Below are 19588 nucleotides of genomic sequence, written 5' to 3' on the forward strand. Positions count from 1 at the left end.
CTATTGCGCGATGATCCTGACCGCGAAGGCAGCCGCCGCTGCGCGCGTCTCGACGCCCAGCTTCTCGAAAATCTGCTCCAGATGCTTGTTCACGGTGCGGGGGCTGATGACCAGTATCTCGCTGATGACGCGGTTGGGCTTGCCATAGCTGATCCACAGCAGCACTTCGGCTTCGCGCTGGGTCAGCGTGAAATGGCTTTGCAGCCGGGCAATGTCGGCTTGCGGGTCCAGATGATTGAGGCGGATGAGGGTTTCGCCTGCGCGGGGGCGGCCGACGATGATCAGTTCCACAGTGTCGCCGCCGGGACTGTCGGTCTTGATCGTGGTGCCTGCGGGCAGATCTTCGGGCAGCAGGCGGGCGACCGGCGCGCGCAGCATTATGGGGAGCGCAGTGTCGGTGCGCGACCAGCCGGGTTCGAGCGCTTCCATGAGTTTGTCGGCGCCGGGGGTGCGCCATGATAGCGCGCCGCTCGCGCCGACTGCGATGAGATTGCGGCCCGTGGCGTCGAGGGCGTAGTGGCCGCCCTGCGTCTGGCGCGCATTGGCCATATGGACGCGGACGCGGGCGAGCAGTTCCTCCACCACGATAGGCTTGCGGACATAATCGACGCCGCCCGCTTCCAGCGCATGGACGACATGCTCGCTTTCGGTGAGGCCGGTCATGAAGATGATCGGAACCGGCGCGCCACGAGGCATCTGCTTGATCGCGCGGGTGGTTTCAAAGCCGTCGAGACCAGGCATGACCGCGTCCATCAGGATGAGGTCGGGCGTCACATGGGCGAGCAGTTCGAGCGCTGCTTCCCCGCTCGTGGCGATAAGAACGGAGATGTTCGCTGCCTCCAGCGTGTCGGTGAGGAAACGCAGGGATTCGGGCGTGTCATCGACGACGAGGACGGTGTCGGCATGGGGAGTGGTCATTTGACGGCCCTTATGATTTTTATCAGCCCTTTGAGGTCGAAACGGTCGAGATGGGCGAGCATGCGTGCGGCCAGCGGCTTGGCGCTCGGCACGGCGGCTTCCAGCTCGCGGATGCTCGATTCGATGCCGCGGACATGGCCGATAATGGCCTTCTGTTCGATGTCCGCCAAGATTGGCAGAGCATCATCCGGCAGGATAGGCAGGTCCAGCTCGTCCGGCGCGGGTGCCGGCGGCAGCGGGGCGTCGCCGGTCCAGCGGATATTGAGCTGATCGGCGATTGCATCGAGCAGCGCGTCGAGATCGACTGGCTTCATCAGGAACATGTCATGCGCCGCCTGCCCGTCGCCACCGCGATGATATTCATGGGCATTGGCCGACACCATGATGATCCGCACCGTTCCGCCCAGCTTTGCACGCAACGCGCGGCTGATGTTCCAGCCGGATTCGCCGGGCATGGAGATGTCGAGCAGGATGATGTCCGGTGCATCGCGGGCGGCGATCTCCAGCCCCGCGCGGCCGCTCAATGCCTCCATGACGGTGAAATCGAGCGGTTCGAGCAGCCCGCGCAGCACCGCGACCTGCGCGGGATCATCGTCGATCAGCAGCACTTTGCGCCGGTCGCCGACATAGCCGGAAATCCGATCCACCGGCGGCGCATCCTCCACCGGGTTGGCGACATGGCCCAGCATCAGGCGGACGGTGAACTGCGTGCCTCTTCCGCTCTCGCTGACGACGGACAGATCGCCACCCAATATCTGGACCAGCGCCTGCGTGATCGACAGGCCAAGGCCGATCCCCTTCTGCCGTTGCGCGTCCGGGTTGCTGCCGCGGTCGAACGGATCGAACACGCGCTTCAGGTCATCTGGCGCGATGCCGATGCCGGTGTCGATAATGTCGAAGGTCGCCATCTGGCTGCGATAGGTGACGCGGAAGGTGACTGAACCGGAGCGGGTGAACTTGATCGCGTTGGACAGCAGGTTGATCAGGATCTGGCGCAGGCGCTTCTGGTCGGTGCGGACGAAATCGGGAAGTTGGTCGGGGCGCTCGAACAGGAAGTCGATGCCCTTGGACTGCGCCTGCGGGCGAAACATGTTGGCGATCTGATCGACAAAGGGGGCAAGGCGCACGGTTTCACTGCTGATGCGCAGCACGCCGCTTTCGACCTGGCTGATGTCCAGCAGGCCTTCGACCAGATTGGTCAGATGTTCAGCGCTCCGGCGGATGATCTTGGCAGCTTCGACCGGCGCTATGTCGTGGCCGCGCTCCATCAACTGGGCATAGCCGTAGATGGAGTTCAAGGGCGACCGGATTTCATGGCTGACGCTGACGAGGTAGCGGCTTTTGGCGGCATTGGCGGATTCGGCGGCTTCCTTGGCCTTTTGCAGCTGTGTGCCGGTGACGTCATGGGCTATCACCTCTTCCATCAGCTTCTGCACATGATGTTCGCTTTCCTGCATCGCGCTGCGGCGGCTTTGGTGGGCCAGCACGACCATCCAGGCGATCACTCCGCCGATGAGCGAGAAGAGCAGGAAGAGGCCGAGCATCAGGCCGGACATCTCCGTTGCAATATCCGGCATCTGGCGACCGATCTGCCAGTTGATCCCACCCAGCAAGGCGGCATTGGCGATGGTGATGGCGGCCATGACGGCGATGAAATGACCGACCGGCGTATGGACATAGCGCGCGACCCGCTGCGGCAGCAGGCGTTCGAGCCAGCGCGCGGCCTGCTGCGTGGCGCGGCTGTCGGTCTTGCAGCGGTCGTGACAACGCGCCTCCAGCGTGCAGCACAGCGAGCAGATCGGCGCGGCATACATGGGGCAATGCGCCATATCGACTGGCTGGAAGCTGTTTTCGCAGATGATGCAGGTGTTGGCGTCCTCCCCCTCCGCCCCGTCGGAGCGGCGGGCGATATAATAGCGCCCATGGGTGACGAGCGCGATCAACGGCGCGGCGATGAAGGCGACGGCCATGCCGATAACCGGCGCGAATGCCTGCGCGACCGCGCCCAGCAGGCCCAGATGCGCGCTGCCAGACATGAGGATGGACAGCAGCATCGCGCCAATGCCGACCGGGTTGATATCGTAAAGATGCGCGCGTTTGAATTCGATTCCCTTTGGGGAGAGGCCGAGCGGCTTGGAGATCATGAGGTCGGCGGCCAGCGCGCCGATCCAGCCCGCAGCGACCGTGGCGTAGAGGATCAATATCGCCTCGATCGCGTCGAAAATGCCGACTTCCATCAGCAGCAACGCGAGCAGGACGTTGAAGATCAGCCACACGACGCGGCCGGGATGGCTGTGGGTCAGGCGGGCGAAGAAATTGGACCAAGCGATCGACCCGGCATAGGCGTTGGTGACGTTGATCTTGAGCTGGCAGATGATGACGAACAGGCCGGTTAGCAGCAAAGACAGCCCGGCATGGCCCGACATGGCGGTGAAGATCGCGCGGAACATCGCGGTAGGGCTGGAGGCGTCGCTGTGTGCGGCAAGGCTGGTGACAAGGAAATGGGCGAGCCACGAGCCAAGCAGCAACTTCATGCCCCCGATCAGCGTCCATCCCGGCCCCCCCGCGAGCATCGCGACCCACCATTTGCCCCTGCCGATCCTTTTAGCGGAGGGCAGGAAGCGGAGATAATCCGCCTGCTCGCCGATTTGCGGCAGGAGCGAGAGCAAGGTGGAAAGCGCAAAGCCGAAATAGAGCAGGCTGACGCTGCCGTCGGGCGCGCCGAACTGACCGGTGAAGCGGGACCACTGCGCCAGCGCCGCCGGGCCGGACCAGATGATATAGGCGATCGGCGCGATTTGCAGCGCGATCCAGATGCCCTGCGTCGCATTCTGGAAGCGGGTGATGGCGCTCATGCCGTAAAGGGCAATGGGGATGACGACGAGTGCGCTCACCAGATAGGCGACGCTCATCGCCATGCCGGTCATGGCGGTCAGCGCCACGGCCATGATCGTCGCTTCGACCGAGAATAGCAGGAAGGTGAAGCTGGCGTAGATGAGCGAGGTAAGGGTGGAGCCGAGATAGCCGAACCCCGCGCCGCGCGTCAGCAGGTCGATATCCAGACCATGTTTGGCGGCGTGATAGGCAATCGGCAGGCCGATGACGAACATCAGCGCGACGGCGGCGGCAATGGCTGCAACGCTGTTGGCAAAGCCATAGGTCAGCGTGATCGACGCGCCGATCGCTTCGCAGGCGAGGAAGGCGGTTGCGCCGATCGCGGTGTTGGCGACCTGCCCCGCCGACCAGCGCCGGGCGCTGTCTGCGGTGTAGCGCAGGGCATAATCCTCCAATGTCTGGCTGGCGACCCACTTATTGTAGAGCCGTTTTTCGCGCAGGACATAGGCGGCGCGGTCCATCAGATCGCGGCAGGGAAGGGGCGCAGGCCGCCGGTCGCAACGATGAAGTCGATGACGGCGGCCAGTCCGATATTGTCCTTGAGGTTGGTGAAGAGGAAGGGGCGGTCGCCGCGCATCTTCTTCGCGTCCCGGTCCATCACGCCCAGATCCGCGCCGACCAGCGGGGCAAGGTCGATCTTGTTGATGAGCAGCAGGTCGGACCGGGTGATGCCGGGACCGCCCTTGCGCGGGATCTTGTCGCCCGCCGACACGTCGATGACATAGATGGTGATGTCGGCCAGTTCGGGGCTGAAGGTCGCGGCCAGATTATCGCCGCCGCTTTCGATGAAGATGAGTTCCAGGCCGGGGAATTTGCGGTGCATCGTATCGACGGCGGCCAGGTTGATGCTGGCATCCTCGCGGATCGCGGTGTGCGGGCAGCCGCCGGTTTCCACGCCCATGATCCGTTCCGGCACCAGCGCGCCGGAGCGGGTGAGAAACTCCGCATCCTCGCGGGTGTAGATGTCATTGGTGATGGCGGCGATATTATAATGATCGCGCATCGCCTTGCACAGCCGATCGGTCAGCGCGGTCTTGCCGGAGCCGACCGGGCCGCCAATGCCGACGCGCAGGGGACCGTTGTGAGACATCATGAGCGAAAGAGCCTTGTATAGAGTGTTTCGTGGGAGAGGCTGGCGAGTTCGAGGTCGGGGGCGGCAGTGCCCAGATCGTCGAGTGGGGAGTTGAGCGCTTTGTTTGCAATGGCTGGAATGGCGTGCGATAGCGCGGCCAGCGCCAACTGGCCATCGGTTTGGCCCAATGGCACGAGGCGGACCCCTGCCGACACGAGATTGGCGGCGGTGGCGTGCAGCCAGCCGTGCAGCGCGGGTGCCAGCGGGATGTCGTGGACGGCGCAGGCCAGTGCCATGACTGTGGCGTGAACGATCGGGTGATCGCCATTGCGCGCGGCGAAAGCATCGAGCGCGGGATGGGGCCATGCCCTGCGCGTGACCGAGAGGAAGGAGCCACCCTGCTGGCGGCTTTCCAGCGCTGTTTCACTGCTGCCCCGGAATGCGGTGGCGAGTTCGGAGATTGCGTCGAAGGCGACCTCGTCCTGCGCGGCGCGATGGGCATGAACGAACAGCACCGCATCGACCCAGCCACCGCCGCGCGCCAGCACCGCCTCCACATAGGCGGTGACATGGGCGGCAGTGGTGATGCGGCCATCCTCGACCGCGGTTTCCAGGCCGTGGCTGTAGGTAAAACTGCCCACCGGATAGGAAGGCGAGGTCCAGGCCAGCAGGCGGTGGAGCGCGGCGTCAGCCAGCATGGTCGTGATGGTGGGCATGCGCGTGATCATGGTCATGATGGTGGCCATGACCATTGCCGCCGCCGGAATAGGCACCTCCTTCGGGCGTGAAGGGAGCGTGGATCTTCACCACGGTCGCGCCCAACCCCTCCAGCATCGCGTTGATGACATGATCGTCGCGCAGGCGGATGGAATGGGGATGGAGTTCGGCGGGCAAATGCCGGTTGCCGATATGCCAGGCCAGCCGCATCATGATCGACGGATCGGCAGCAGTGACTTCCACCAGCGCTTCGGGCGCGGCGAGGATTTCGACCAGCCGCCCGTCCGACAATTGCACTGCATCGCCATGGTTCAGCACCGTCGCGCGGGCCAGATCGAGCAGGAACAGCGTGCCATGGTCAGCAGTATAGACCCAGCGGCGACGGTGGCGCGCGTCATGGTCCAGCATGATATGGTCGGCGGCGGGGCCGGACCAGTGGCCGTGGGGGAGAACGGTATGGGCGGTCAGCATGGGGCATTCCTAAAAATTCCTCCCCTGCAAGGGGAGGGGGACCGCTTGCCAAGCAAGTGGTGGAGGGGTGTCGCGCTATCGATAGGGTAACACCCCTCCGTCTGGCCTTTGGCCAGCCACCTCCCCCTAAAGGGGAGGATCGAGAAAGTGAGCTGACCCATCAGAACAAAAAATAGCGCTGCGCGAACGGCAGCACGCTCGCCGGTTCGCAGGTCAACAATTCGCCATCGGCCCGCACTTCATAGGTTTCGGGGTCGACCTGAATATCGGGCATCGCGTCGTTCAATAGCATCGACGCCTTGCCGATCCCGCCGCGCGTATTGCGCACCGCCTCCAGCGGCCGGGCCAGTCGCAGCCGTTCGCCGATCCCTTCCGCGATCCCCGCCGCCGATACGAAATGCACCGCCGACAATGCGCCCGCCCGACCGAGCGCGCCGAACATCGGGCGGTAATGCACCGGCTGGGGTGTAGGAATGCTGGCATTGGCGTCGCCCATCGGCGCGGTGGCGATGCTGCCGCCCTTGATGACCAGATCGGGCTTCACCGCGAAGAAGGCGGGCGACCACAGCACCAGATCGGCGAGCTTCCCGACCGCGATCGAGCCGACGATATGGCTGATTCCATGGGCGATGGCCGGGTTGATCGTATATTTGGCGATATAGCGTTTGACGCGGAAATTGTCGCTGTCCGCGTCGTCCGTGCCAAGGCTCCCGCGTTGCTGCTTCATCTTGTCGGCGCTCTGCCAGCAGCGGATGATCGTCTCACCCACGCGGCCCATCGCCTGGCTGTCCGACGACATCATCGAGAAAGCGCCCAGATCGTGTAGAATATCCTCCGCCGCGATCGTCTCCTTGCGGATGCGGCTGTCGGCAAAGGCGACATCTTCGGCAATGCGCGGGTCGAGATGGTGGCACACCATCAACATGTCGAGATGTTCCTCGATCGTGTTGACGGTATAGGGCCGGGTCGGGTTGGTGGAGGAGGGCAGGACATTGGGCAGCCCCGCCAGCTTGATGATGTCGGGCGCATGGCCGCCGCCCGCACCCTCGGTATGGAAGGCGTGGATCGTGCGCCCCTTGAACGCGCCGATCGTGCTTTCGACAAAGCCCGCTTCGTTGAGCGTATCGGTATGGATCGCGACCTGAATGTCATACTCGTCCGCGACCGACAGGCAGCAGTCGATGGCGGCGGGCGTTGTGCCCCAATCCTCGTGCAGCTTTAGGCCACAGGCGCCCGCGCGGATCATCTCGACCAGCGCGGCAGGCTGGCTGGCATTGCCCTTGCCCATCAGGCCGAAATTCATCGGCATGGTTTCGAGCGCCTGCAACATCCGCCCAATGTGCCAGCTGCCCGGCGTACAGGTGGTCGCCAGCGTGCCATGCGCCGGGCCGGTGCCGCCGCCCAACATGGTGGTGATGCCGGCGTTGAGCGCTTCCTCCACCTGTTGCGGGCAGATAAAATGGATATGCGCGTCGATGCCGCCAGCGGTCAGGATGCGCCCTTCGCCCGCGATGATCTCCGTGCCGGGACCGATGGGAATATTGACGCCGGGCTGGACGTCGGGGTTGCCCGCCTTGCCGATCGCTGCGATGCGCCCGTCGCGGATCGACACGTCCGCCTTGACGATGCCCCAATGGTCCAGGATCAGCGCGTTGGTGATGACCGTGTCTGGCGCGCCGCCGGCGCGGCTTATCTGGCTTTGTCCCATGCCGTCGCGGATTACCTTGCCCCCGCCGAACTTCACCTCCTCGCCATAGACGGTCAGGTCATCCTCGACCCGGATAAGGAGGGAAGAGTCGCCCAGTCGCACGCGGTCACCCGTTGTGGGGCCAAACATTCCGGCATAGGCGCGGCGGGGAATGGTTACGGGCATTAAACAACCCTCCGTTCGTTTCGAGCGGCTGTTGTGTAGCACTCCATCACAATGCCCCCATCACATCGCCACGAAAGCCGATGACGATCCGGTCGCCTGCATAGGGGATCAACTGCACGTCCCGGCTCTGCCCCGGCTCGAACCGAACCGCAGTGCCGGACGGAATGTCCAGCCGGTATCCGCGCGCCACGTCGCGGTCGAACAACAGCGCTGGGTTCGTCTCGGCGAAATGATAATGGCTTCCCACCTGGATCGGCCGGTCGCCACTATTGGCGACGGTCAGGGTGATGGCTTCGCGTCCTTCGTTCAGCACAATGTCGCCGGGGGCGGGGATGATTTCGCCGGGGATCATGGGACTATCTCTGACACGGTCATTTTGATCGCCAAGCCTCTCACCGGATCGGCCGATGTACGGTGACGAGCTTGGTGCCGTCGGGGAAAGTCGCTTCGACCTGAATGTCGTGGATCATCTCGGCGATGCCCTCCATCACCTGATCGCGGGTCAGGACATGGCCTCCGCTCGCCATCAGCGCAGCGACCGACTGGCCGTCTCGCGCGCCCTCCACCACATGATCGGTGATCAGCGCTATCGCTTCGGGATGGTTGAGTTTGACCCCGCGCGCCAGCCGATTACGCGCGACCATGGCGGCCATCGCCACCAGCAGCTTGTCCTTTTCGCGTCCCGTCAGGTTCATGGGATCAACAGTAGCAGATAGTGGGCATGGAGGGCGACAGTCCGAATATCGCGGCGCGCAAAACGCCTGCCGCGCGCATCACATCCTTGCGCAGCGCCTGCGCGTCATTGCGCGTCAGACGCAGGATCAGTAGCCCGTCAAAGCTGGTCGCGCCGCCGGTCGGCGTTTCAACCAGCGTGCGGGCCAGGTCGAGATAATCGCCAGCATCCTGTCCCGCATAGACCAGAGTGGCGATCGCGGCTGCATCGCCAAAGCCGAACGGCGCGCGCCCCTGTGCCGCAAAGTCGCCTTCGACATGCAACGCATCGGCCCAGATCAGCCGCCCATCGCGCCGGATACGCCAGCTGTCATGGATCAGCCCGCTCTGATAGCTTTCCCCCATGGCACTGCGGCCCAGCACCAGCATCTCCATCGCCAGCATCCGTGCGTCGGGGGCCATGTCGGCCTCCAGCGTGCGGCGCATCCTGCTGCGATCGAACAATATCGCTTCCTGCGCCAGCCATTCGCAGGTCGCGCCCGCGCCGATGCTGATACGGGTTTCGATGCGCGACGGCTCATCCTCATCCAGCGCGCGGTAGAGCTTTTCGGCGGCCTGCGGCACGATGGTCGCGCCCACGCCCGGATCGACGATGATGTCGAGCGCCAGCCTATCCCCCCCGGTCAGCCCACCACAGGTGGTGACGGTGACGGCCAGCGGAAAATCGCCCTCCTGCCCTTGCGGAAACAGTAGCCGGGCTGGCGCAACCTGCATCATGTCGCGGATGCCGCGGGCGCCGAATGCGACCATCGCGCGGCCATCGACGCGCTGGTGCCGGGACTTGGGCGGCACGGTGATGGCGCGTTGCAGGGTCATGGACACCATCTGATCAGGCGCGGCAGGTCACGACATGGGGCATATGACGTATGGAACGAACGGGCGGGGGATACCCATCAACGGTCGCGCTTATTCCATTACATGCTCCCGCGAATGCGGGAGTCTGTTGGCCATTCCGCGAGGCGCGGGTCAATCATTATTGGCGAACGCCTATATCCCTACTTGATCGCGCTCGGTGACAAATCGAGCGCGCCAAGGTCGCCGCGCTCGCGTGCCTGACGGCCATAGAATAGTTCAAACAATGGTCCCGCCATCATCGTCGTGACGATCGCCATCAGCACCAACATCGAGAACAGAGTCGGTCCGATAATGCCTTTTTGCAGCCCGATATTGATGATGATGAGTTCCATCAGTCCACGCGAATTCATCAGCGCGCCAATACCGAGCGCCGTGCGATTATCCTCGCCCGAAAGCCGGGCGGCAAGATAGCAGGCGCCGCCTTTGGCCATGATGGAGGCGATCAGGATGAGCAGGGCGATGCCCAGCAATGGAAGCGAATTGACCATGTTCATCTGGGTATTCAGCCCAGAATAAGTGAAAAACATGGGTAATAGCAGGACGACTGCGAGTGGTTCGACCTTGCGACGGATTTCGTCCGCGAACAGTCCACGCGGCATCACCGCGCCCAGGATGAAGCCTCCGAAAATGGCATGGATTCCAACCGCATCCATCAAAAATGCGGAAGTGCAGAATGCTGCGAGCGTGATGGCGAGTATGCCGGTGCTCATGGTCCCTTGGCGCGTGACCTGCGCGGCCAGCGGTGCGAACAGACGTGGCCCGAACGACAGGACGACCAGCCCCCAGGCAAGCCCGCCGCCGATCGCGATGATCGCTACCGATGGACCACCGCCAAAGGTCGCCAGAACGAGCGCCAATACGCACCACGAACAGGCATCGTCAAACGCCCCAGCCGTAAGCGACAGCGTCCCCAGCGCGCTGTCCGCCAGCCCCCGCTCGTTGATAATTCGCGCCAGCATCGGGAATGCGGTGAGCGCGATGCACGCGCCCATGAAAAGTGTCGCATTGAGGCGCGATATGCCGGGCGCGAACAATCCGGGCATTTCGAGCAGGAACGGCATGATGAGTGCGGCCACGACAAAAGGCGCAACGATGCCCGCCAGCGAGACACCCGCCGCGCTTTTGGCTTTGGCCTTGAAATGATCTATCCGCAGCGTCGTGCCGACCAGGAACATATACAGCCCGACACCCAGTTGCGCTCCAGCGTAAAGTATATTCCGCGTTTCCGGTGGAAAAATCGCGCGTTGCAGATCGGGCAGGAGCAGACCAAACAGCGATGGTCCAAGCAAGGCGCCCGCGATCATTTCGCCAACCACCTGCGGTTGACCAAGAAATTTACGGCCGAGCCATCCGACCAGGCGGCAGGCGACAAGTATGACCGCCAGTTGCAGGAAGAAGTGGATCGAAAAATCGCCCGGCGCATAACTGTGCGCCGTGGCGGTCTGTGCTGGACCATGCGGACCGAGCAATCCGCCAATGCCTGACCAAAAACTATCCATCCCCATATTCACCCCAAATTTTGATGCAATTCCCGATCATGAAGCGCCTACGCACATGCCCGACTCTTCTGGCCGATGCCGTTGGAATGGCCTTTGCCAGCCCGCGCGGCGTATCATATGGGCTTGGTCCCCGACCCGATGCCAGAACCATCGATCCGCAAAACCGGGACGATGGCCGGGCTGGTGGTCATGTCAAGCTCCAGACAGGCCTGACCGTGGCTGTGTGCAATCTCGCCATGCCCAAGAAGTGTGGCGCGCGCGATCCGTCCGGCCCAACGGGCCTTGCCCAGCGCGGCGATGCGCGCCTTCGCACGCGGCGGTTTCAAGAAGAAGATGTAGAGCGCGCCATCCTTCACCGTGAAGCGAACATCGCGGGTGTCGAACCCTTTGAATGCGCCTTCGTTCTGCATGCCGCTAGCCAATTGCGTTGGCCCTTCGCCATAGATGTGAAATGGGCGCGAACCGAAAATCGCAACCTCATTGACCGCCATCCAAGCGCCCAGATCGTCAAGGATATTCTCTGCTTCCGCGTCAATCGTGCCGTCACCGCGCTGCGGGATCGATAACAGCAGATTGCCATTCTTCGACACGACGTCGGCGAGGCGCTGGAGCACGGCTTCGGCCGACACATAGCTTTTGTCGGTGAACCGCGCGCGATTGTAAAACCAGTCGCCGATGCACGTGTCGGTCTGCCACGGCTCTTCCCATAAATGGTCTGAAAAGCCGCGCTCGACATCCTGTACCATGGCGCCGCGCGCATAGGGTTTGAGTTGCTTGGCGGTGAGCACGACATCGACCTTGCCATGCCATTGGATCGACCGGTTGTAATAATCCGCCGCCGCCGCCAGCCCGATGGGGCCAAAGGGCAGCTCATGATTGTCCATATAGCAGAAATCAGGGCGGTATTTCTCGATCAGGTCGATCTGGCGCAGCAACCATTGCCGGGCATAGTGTGCGTCGCCAGGCGGCGCGGTTTCGATCCATTGGCCGTTATGCGCCGCGTGCCATTGATCCATCGCCGACATGCTCTCGATGCCATCGGGCGCGACCATGTGGCGGCCGGTATAGAGCGTTTGTGGGTCAAGACCCTGCCACCACTTGCCCGCGCCGTCGGCCCTGCTGAGCCGGTACGCATCATAGCGTTCGCCCTTGCGCGGTCCTTCGGCATCATAGGCGTAAGCAGGCTGATACCAGTGCCAGGCATGGCTGGCATGGTTGGACACGCCAAAGCGCGGCCCGGCCGCCCGCGCGGCCTTTGCCCAGATACCCACGATATCGCGCTTTGGGCCGACCCGCATACTGTTCCAGGCATGGTGCCGACTGTCATAGCAATCCAGATTGTCATGGTGGCAGGCGAGAGAGACGAAATATTTTGCCCCCGCCTTCACGAACCGCTGCATCAGTGCTTGCGGATCCCAGCGCTCCGCGGTCCAGCGGTTCAGCACATCCATCATGCCGGTGTCGGCCGGGTGACCATAGGCATCCAGATGCTGGCGATACATCGGGTGACCCTGCATATACAGGAACCGCCCGTACCAGTCGCCCTGTTCTGGCACGGCCTGTGCGCCCCAGTGCGACCAGATGCCGAACTTGGCATCGCGGAACCAGTCGGGAGTCTTGTAATGTTCGACCAGCGATGGCCAGGTCGGCTGCACTGGTCCCGACATGATCCCGCCATTGCGCGCAAGGGCTGGCAGGACTGGCATCGCCGCCAGCCCCGCCAGGATACCGCGCCGATGCCAGTTGTCCTGCATCAGCGGCGCTTGCCGATGGTCACCGCTGCGCCGGTATAGGTTACTTCCGCATCAAAGGCATTGTCGTCGGTAACCGGCTTGCCCGGCACAACCCATTTGATGCGGATTGTGCGCGTTGCAGGCATGTCCTTCCAGCCCGCGCCCTGGCGTGCGCCGATGGTCAGCGTGCCTTTGCTATCGTCATAGGTCATCGGGATGCGGCTCGATGCCCCCATTTTATAGGCAACGCTGCGACCGTCATCTTCGTAGAGCGAGAATTGGCCATTTGCCCCGGCATAGACTGCAATGGTCAGCGGTGCATCGCGGTGCTGATCGACCCATTGTGTAACCGGACCCATCGGCACCACAGCGCCAGCGCGGACGAACAGGGGCATCCGTTCATAGGGCGCATCGACCTTGACCGAAGCCCCCCCGCGATAGGCATTGCCTGTCGAGAAGTCATACCATTGCGTATTGCCGGGGAAATAGACGCTGCGGCTGCGCGCCTTGTAATCGGTGACCGGCGCGACAAGGAAGGCGTCGCCGAACAGATATTGATCGTTGATCTTGCGGACCTCTGCATCGGCGGGGAAATCCATCACCATTCCGCGCATGATGCTGCCATCCTTCATATAGGTGTCGGCACCGATCGTGTAGATGTAAGGCATCAGGCGGTATCGCAGCTTGTCATACCAGACCATCGATTCGCGCATCGGCGAGCCTTCCGGGCTGATTTCGTAAATTTCGCGGTAGGGCGCCTCGCCATGGCTGCGGAAAAGCGGAGAGAATGCGCCGAACTGGAACCAGCGCAGGTTCAGTTCGCGCCATTCCTCCAGATCCGCAGCAGTCGGCGTCTTGGTGGAAAATCGATCTTCCAGCGCAAAGCCGCCAATATCATGGGTCCAGTTGGGGATGCCCGACAGCGATGCATTGACACCCGCCGAGATCTGCGCCCGCAGATCGTACCAGCGGCTGGCCACATCACCCGACCAGATCGCGGCACCATAGCGTTGCAACCCGCCAAAGCCCGACCGGGTCAGCAGAAAGGGGCGGACGTCGGGCTTATAGGCAGTCCAGCCATCATAGAAGGCACGCGCATTCATCAACGGATAGCTGTTGAAGAATTCCGCCGCCGGACCCATCGCGGTCGGTCCCATGGTGTCGACCCGTTCAGCGATCGACAGATTGGAATGCATGTCCGGTTCACTGGCATCGGCCCACCAGGCATCAACCCCGAACCTGGCCAGCCGCTGTTCAATCTGTTTCCAGAAAATGCTGCGGCCTTCGGGGGCGTAGGGGTCATAGAAGGTGCTTTGATAGCCGATGCCGACCCAGTCCTTGTTCCCCTGTTTGATGTTGCCCTGATAGACTAACCCTTTGGCGGCCAGTTCCTTGTAAGTGTCGGTGGTCGGATAGAATTTCGGCCAGACCGAGATCATGAAATTGGCGTGATTGTCATGAACCTGATCAATCAACCCCTTGGGATCGGGGAAGCGGGTCGGGTCGAAGCGGTGGCTGCCCCAGTCATCATCGCGCCAATAGCGCCAGTCGAGCACGATATTGTCTAGCGGAATGGCCAGTTCGCGATATTTGGCAACGACATCGGTGATTTCCTTCGACGTGTCGTAACGCTGACGCGATTGCCAGAAGCCATAGGCCCATTTGGGCATCATCTCCGCCTTGCCGGTCAGTTGGCGGTACCCCGCGATGACGTTGTCCATGGTGCTGCCGGGGACGAACCAATAATCCTTCGCTTGCGCCACATCACTGGTCATCCAGACCGAATGCCGGTCGGGCGCGGGTAGGGGATCATTGTGCAGCAACGCTATATAGCCCGCATTGGGTTCCCATTCGACACGGATCGCGGCAGGCTTGCCCTTGACCAGCGGTACTTCAAAATTGGCAAACCAGGGGTTCCAGTTCTGCCGCCAGCGATCCAGCATCAGTTTGCCGTCGACATAGACCTTGTAATAGCTTGAACCGTAGAGCTGGAACTTATGGACGCCGGTGGCGTCCGGCATCACGTCGCCGCTCCAGATCACCGTCTGTTTCTGCACGGCATTGCCTGCCGTATTTTGGCCGCCTGTCGCAGCGACGGTTTTGGCCTTGGCGGCTTCGGGCCATTTCGACTGATCGTTCAAAAACTGATAATCAATCGTCGCTTCCTGTTGTGTCACAACGGGTTTGCCATCCAGAAAATACTCAGCTTTCCAGCCGGGCTTGCCATCGCTGGTGACGGACATATCTTCGCCCACCAATGCGTAGGGTTTGGGATTGCCGAAACGGCTGATCCCGTCATTGTCCCACAACAGGCCATAGCCCTTCGTCGAGACGACAAACGGAACGGCGATGTCCATATTGTGCTGGGCAAGTTCGACATCCTCGCCATTATAGTCCATCTGGCTGTTCTGGTGCTGGCCAAGACCATAGACACCTTCGTCAGTGCCGCGATTGAACTGCTGTGATATGCTGACGTAGGGCTTGCCATCCACCGTAGTCGGGCGGAATTGCGGCGCACCGCTTTCGCCTAGCAGGACATGCCCGTCCGGGTCGAGAAATGTCACCTGTCCTGTGGAAAGATCGACATCAGCGGTTGCCTTTTGCGCCTTTACGAAGACATGATCCTTGGCTTCCACTACAGTGAATGCGCCCGTTGCCGGTGGATTGGGCACCATGAGACTGGGCGCACGGGCAGCGATTTTCTGTCCCTTTGGCAGCGCCACGACATGGACAATACCCGTCCCATGCACAGACAATTCGACGCTGGCCGATGGGCCGGTGGCGGGTGTGACGAGCACGCCGGTCGCGGTCTGGCGATAGCTTTGTGCCTGCGCCACGCCGATCGCACTACTCAGCATCAACGCCGTGAGGATTAACTTCTTCATCGTCCTTCTCCCTGAATCGTCCTTGGCAGCACCGCTCAGCGGTAGCGCCCCATAGTGATCTTCAATATTTGCGGCTTATCGAGCAGGTTGATGCCGTAATCAGTCTGATCGCCGTTCCACACGCGCGTCATCACCCATTTACCGTCCCGAAACGCGCCTTCCTCGACACGCAGCACCATGCTGTTGGGGGTTCCGTCAGCGCTTGCGACAGTCAGCCGTACATGATCGCCGACGACCAGAAATTCGTCCGCCGACAGTTGCGCCACCGCAACGCCGCCGATCAAATCCTTGCTCCATGGGGCGGGTTCCGACTTGAGCCACGTCCAGGCCTTCATCCCGAATTGCCATTCGCCCCAGGAGGCCGAAATCGTCCAACCGCCCATATTGGTCGAGACCGGCGCGCCATCATCGGGCCTGGCTGCGCCCCATGTCGGCCGCTCAAATGCGATGCGCGCCCAATCGCGCATGATTGACCCGACCGCCTGATAGGGCAAGGCGAGCGGATCTAGCGTGGCGGCGTCCAGATCTTTTGCACCCAGCGGATAGTTGAAATAGCCGCTCGCATCGAGGCCGAACGGCGCATATCCAATCGCGCCGCGCCCCAGAGCCGCGTAGAAATAGCGATGAAATTCCCGCGCATTGCCGATTTCCGGTACCATGAGCGCATTGTCGGCACGCGCATATTTATCGAGATATTGCACAACATTGGCACTTGCCCGGTCGTAAATATCAGGGGCGGCAAAATCGATATGCGGTGCCGCCGCCTTCCATATGTCGAGCACATCCTGTTGCGGGCCGCCGCTCGCCACGCCATCCGGGTCAGGCACGTTTGAAGGCCCGGCAAGCGCGGCGTTGACATACATGGGCAAGGGTTTGACAGCCTTGCCTGCCGCCGCGATCGCATCGACATAGGCGGCGACGTACCAGCTATTGAAGGCACGATCCGCCTGCGCGCCAAATGCCTGGCTCCAGGTGCCGGATTTGCCCGTCGCTTTGGCCAGTGCCGCAGGGATCGGCTTTGCAAACAGTGCATCGCCGGTCGGCCCATAATCGCGCGGGTTACGGTAGCTGCCAGTCTCGTTCTGGGGCTGCACCAGGATTACGGTATTTTGTGCATCATGATCACGCAGATATTCCATGACCTTGACGAACGCCCGCATGTCGGCGGCGAGCGTTGCGGTGCCGTGCGCACTGAGCACGCCATGATCTTTGCCGTCCCGCGTCTTCATGCGGGGGAAGCGGCGACTGTCCAGCTTTACCCAATCGGGGGTATAGGCGTAGGACGTATTCTTCCACGTGCCGAACCACAAAAGCACGACGCGCTTGTCATGGGCACGCGCCTGATCCAGCAAGGTTTGCAGAAAAGACAGGTCGAACTGACCTTCAACCGGTTCAACCTGTTGCCAGGCGATTGGCACTTCGACCGTATTGGCATGAACCCGATCCAGCACATCCCAGGCGGATTTCAGCGCCTCTGGATAGTTGCTCGAATTATTGACCTGCCCCCCTAATATCGTGAAGGGTGTACCGTCGACTATCAGCGCATGACGACCATTTTTGCTGACCAGTTTGGGAATCGGCGTGACCTGCTGGGCGATTGCCGGAACGGGTAGCGTGATGAGCAACAGCGTCGCCAGAAATTTCATTTCGTCTCTCCCGCAGGATCGCCATAGAATAGTCCGCGGCCGTCAGTGCCCAGATAGACGCGGCCCGCATGGCGCGGATCGCCCGAAATGACGCGATAACGCCCACCCCAGCGATGTGCGTCATCGTCGATCCGCGTCCAGCTCTTATGGTCGGTCGAGCGCCACACGCCGCGTTGCTCACCCAGCGTCCCAACCGCAAAAATCGTCGCGTCTTTCCCTGCCATCGGCAGGCCCAACCCGAAAAGTTCGACCTTCAACATGCCGCTCGCCATGACGAAGCTCTGTCCACCATCGATGCTGTGATACAGTTGTTCACCCACCTGAAACCACAGGTCACCGGTGCCAAAAGGTGATGCGACAAGACGATATTGTTGTTCGCGGCCATGGACTTTGCCGAGCGATAGTCGCGCAGGTAGGCCAAGGCCCGCGACCGGTACGAAGGTTCGTGCCGCATCGTTCGACACGAGCAGCCGATCATGATCAAAATCGACCGAATAAAAGCGCCGCGCATCAACCTTGTCCGCTACCGGGCGGGCATTCAGCCCCAGTCCCTGCACCAGATCCCATGACTTACCCCGGTCGCGCGTGACCAGCGGCATAGGCGTGGCAACGACGAACGTGCCGCCATCGGCCGACACGATCACCGCCGCTTCGCCCGCAAGGTCATAGCGTTTGCCCTGTTCGCCGTCAGCCAGGCGTATCGGCGGAACCCGAAGCGGTTTCCAGCTTTTGCCGCCATCCTGGGACCAGCCAAGGGTCGCATCGCGCGGGCGTTCGGCATAGAGGCTGCCGCTGCGCACGACGACATGCGGTGTGCGTCCGGCATAATCGAGATTGTTGGTGTTCGAGAGATAGGGGTTGGTGAAGGTCGGCTTCGGCGACGCATTCAAATCTTCATGGACGAAACCGGCAATGTCACCAAAGCCCGAAATTAGATGTGCGCCGCCGGTCGGGGAAGTCAGCGTAATGATCGCAGTCTGTTCAATCCCTTTCACCCATGGCTTCCACAGGATTTCGCCCCCGGGCTTGGCCGAGTCCGCCGCATAGACGGTTGCGCCTGTCGTATAGACCATGCGTCCGGCGTCGAACGGATCAATCGCCAGTCCCGAAATCCAGTGTCCGAAATCCGCGCCCTTGCCTTCATGCAGCAGATAAGGCGTTGCAGAGACGTTGCGCCTGCTGCGGGTGCCCAGATCATTCCAGCGCGCTCCGCCGTCGCGCGATAGCCAGACGGTATCACCGGGCTGCCAGCGGTCGATGGTCGATACCGCCACTATCCCGGCCCGCGATACCGCAAGACCCATGAAGCCGCCCATGCCATAGTCGCGCGGCGTGATGTCGCGCGCGCTCCCATCCGGTGCGAAGCGCCACACCGCGCCGGTCGTTGCGTCACTTGGACCTATGCCGTCCGAATATGTCACATATAATGTGCCGTCTGCGCCCACCGCCCCCTTTGTGGCAAGCAAATCGGGGGCCGGCCCTTTGACCGCCAGCCAGTTTTTGCCGCCATCATCGGATCGGAACAGATGGTCCGCGCCCGGATCCGCGATCCCGGCCCAGATGCGCCCGGTGCGCGAATCGATCGCGATGAACGATATGCCGCCATGCGCTTGCCCCGCAGCGGGTGCCCCAAGCCCGGCAATCGGGAAGGTCGTGACCTTGGCCCAGTGCGCGCCCGAATCATCGCTCCGCCACAAGCCGTCATGGCGCGATCCAAAAAACAGCGTCGAACGATTATGGGGATCAATCGCCAGCCGTTCGCCCATGCCGCGACCCGGCTCGTTGCCCCCCATCGCGAACGGTACTGGCGTCGTCGTCCATGTCCTGCCGCGATCGATGGACCGCAAAATGGCGGCGGGCAGACGCGCGGCCATACCCACCGCAAGATAGACGATGTTGGCGTCGCGCGGATCGACGGCGATACTTTCGACGCCCATGTAGCTGCTTATCGCCATGCCGTCTTGAAGCGGAATCCAGCGCGCGGCCTTGACATCCCAGCGATAGGCACCGCCCATATCGGTACGCAGATAGGCCAGGCCTGGTTCGGAGGGGCTGAAGATGATGTTGGGTGCATAACCGCCCGCGCCTACAGTCACATTGGTCCAGCGATAGGGCGCAGCACGGTCGGCAGCCGCGATTGCGGGAACGCTCCCAGCCGTGCAAAGGACTGACACGGTCGCCAAGCTTGCACCCCACCTCATCCGTTTGCACCCTCCCCAATTTGATAATGTCTTAGATGTTTGATCGCATCTCTTGACGCCCCTTATGGCATATACGATACCGCTACCACAA

At 62.1% G+C, this 19588-nt stretch carries 14 protein-coding genes; all 14 read right to left on the reverse strand.

The window, feature by feature from the left end:
- The 14 genes from KRZ98_RS07505 to KRZ98_RS07570 all read right to left on the reverse strand — a co-directional run bounded on the left by KRZ98_RS07505 (position 1) and on the right by KRZ98_RS07570 (position 19470).
- Positions 1-918, reverse strand: a complete 918-nt coding sequence (locus KRZ98_RS07505; protein WP_006962887.1) for a DNA-binding response regulator — start codon at positions 916-918, stop codon at positions 1-3.
- Positions 915-4274: an ATP-binding protein gene (locus tag KRZ98_RS07510; protein ID WP_217673031.1), complete on the reverse strand. Its 3360-nt coding sequence runs from the start codon at positions 4272-4274 to the stop codon at positions 915-917. The genes KRZ98_RS07505 and KRZ98_RS07510 overlap by 4 nt, the downstream gene beginning before the upstream one ends.
- Positions 4274-4906 carry an urease accessory protein UreG gene (gene ureG, locus KRZ98_RS07515; RefSeq protein ID WP_006962891.1) on the reverse strand — a complete coding sequence of 211 codons (633 nt, stop codon included), beginning with the start codon at positions 4904-4906 and terminating at the stop codon, positions 4274-4276. The genes KRZ98_RS07510 and ureG overlap by 1 nt, the downstream gene beginning before the upstream one ends.
- Positions 4903-5619, reverse strand: a complete 717-nt coding sequence (locus KRZ98_RS07520; RefSeq protein WP_254798185.1) for an urease accessory protein UreF — start codon at positions 5617-5619, stop codon at positions 4903-4905. Before KRZ98_RS07520 ends, ureG begins: the two co-directional genes overlap by 4 nt.
- Positions 5573-6073 carry an urease accessory protein UreE gene (gene ureE, locus KRZ98_RS07525; protein ID WP_217673032.1) on the reverse strand — a complete coding sequence of 167 codons (501 nt, stop codon included), beginning with the start codon at positions 6071-6073 and terminating at the stop codon, positions 5573-5575. Before ureE ends, KRZ98_RS07520 begins: the two co-directional genes overlap by 47 nt.
- Positions 6074-6233: 160 nt before the next feature.
- Entirely contained in the window at positions 6234-7946 is a 1713-nt protein-coding gene (gene ureC / locus KRZ98_RS07530) for an urease subunit alpha (RefSeq protein ID WP_217673033.1), read from the reverse strand.
- 46 nt (positions 7947-7992) lie between these two features.
- Positions 7993-8298, reverse strand: coding sequence for an urease subunit beta (locus KRZ98_RS07535; protein WP_006949607.1), 306 nt, complete (start codon positions 8296-8298; stop codon positions 7993-7995).
- Positions 8299-8338: 40 nt separating this feature from the next.
- Entirely contained in the window at positions 8339-8641 is a 303-nt protein-coding gene (locus tag KRZ98_RS07540) for an urease subunit gamma (RefSeq protein ID WP_043154324.1), read from the reverse strand.
- Positions 8642-8645: 4 nt separating this feature from the next.
- Complete coding sequence (locus KRZ98_RS07545; protein ID WP_254798186.1) at positions 8646-9494, reverse strand: urease accessory protein UreD; 849 nt, start codon at positions 9492-9494, stop codon at positions 8646-8648.
- A 179-nt stretch (positions 9495-9673) separates the two neighbouring features.
- Positions 9674-11038: a cation:proton antiporter gene (locus tag KRZ98_RS07550; protein WP_156022442.1), complete on the reverse strand. Its 1365-nt coding sequence runs from the start codon at positions 11036-11038 to the stop codon at positions 9674-9676.
- A 107-nt stretch (positions 11039-11145) separates the two neighbouring features.
- Complete coding sequence (locus KRZ98_RS07555) at positions 11146-12786, reverse strand: alpha-L-fucosidase (protein WP_217673035.1); 1641 nt, start codon at positions 12784-12786, stop codon at positions 11146-11148.
- A complete protein-coding gene (locus KRZ98_RS07560) occupies positions 12786-15650 on the reverse strand; it encodes a TIM-barrel domain-containing protein (RefSeq protein WP_217673036.1) in 2865 nt (954 codons plus the stop codon). The genes KRZ98_RS07555 and KRZ98_RS07560 overlap by 1 nt, the downstream gene beginning before the upstream one ends.
- Positions 15651-15685: 35 nt before the next feature.
- On the reverse strand, positions 15686-17296 hold the full coding sequence (locus KRZ98_RS07565; protein ID WP_006949597.1) for a DUF5597 domain-containing protein: 1611 nt from the start codon (positions 17294-17296) through the stop codon (positions 15686-15688).
- On the reverse strand, positions 17293-19470 hold the full coding sequence (locus KRZ98_RS07570; RefSeq protein ID WP_368389799.1) for a hypothetical protein: 2178 nt from the start codon (positions 19468-19470) through the stop codon (positions 17293-17295). The genes KRZ98_RS07565 and KRZ98_RS07570 overlap by 4 nt, the downstream gene beginning before the upstream one ends.
- Positions 19471-19588 lie beyond the last annotated feature (118 nt).

Origin of the sequence: Sphingobium sp. AS12 (genome assembly GCF_019097845.1) — a bacterium.
Taxonomy (GTDB): domain Bacteria; phylum Pseudomonadota; class Alphaproteobacteria; order Sphingomonadales; family Sphingomonadaceae; genus Sphingobium.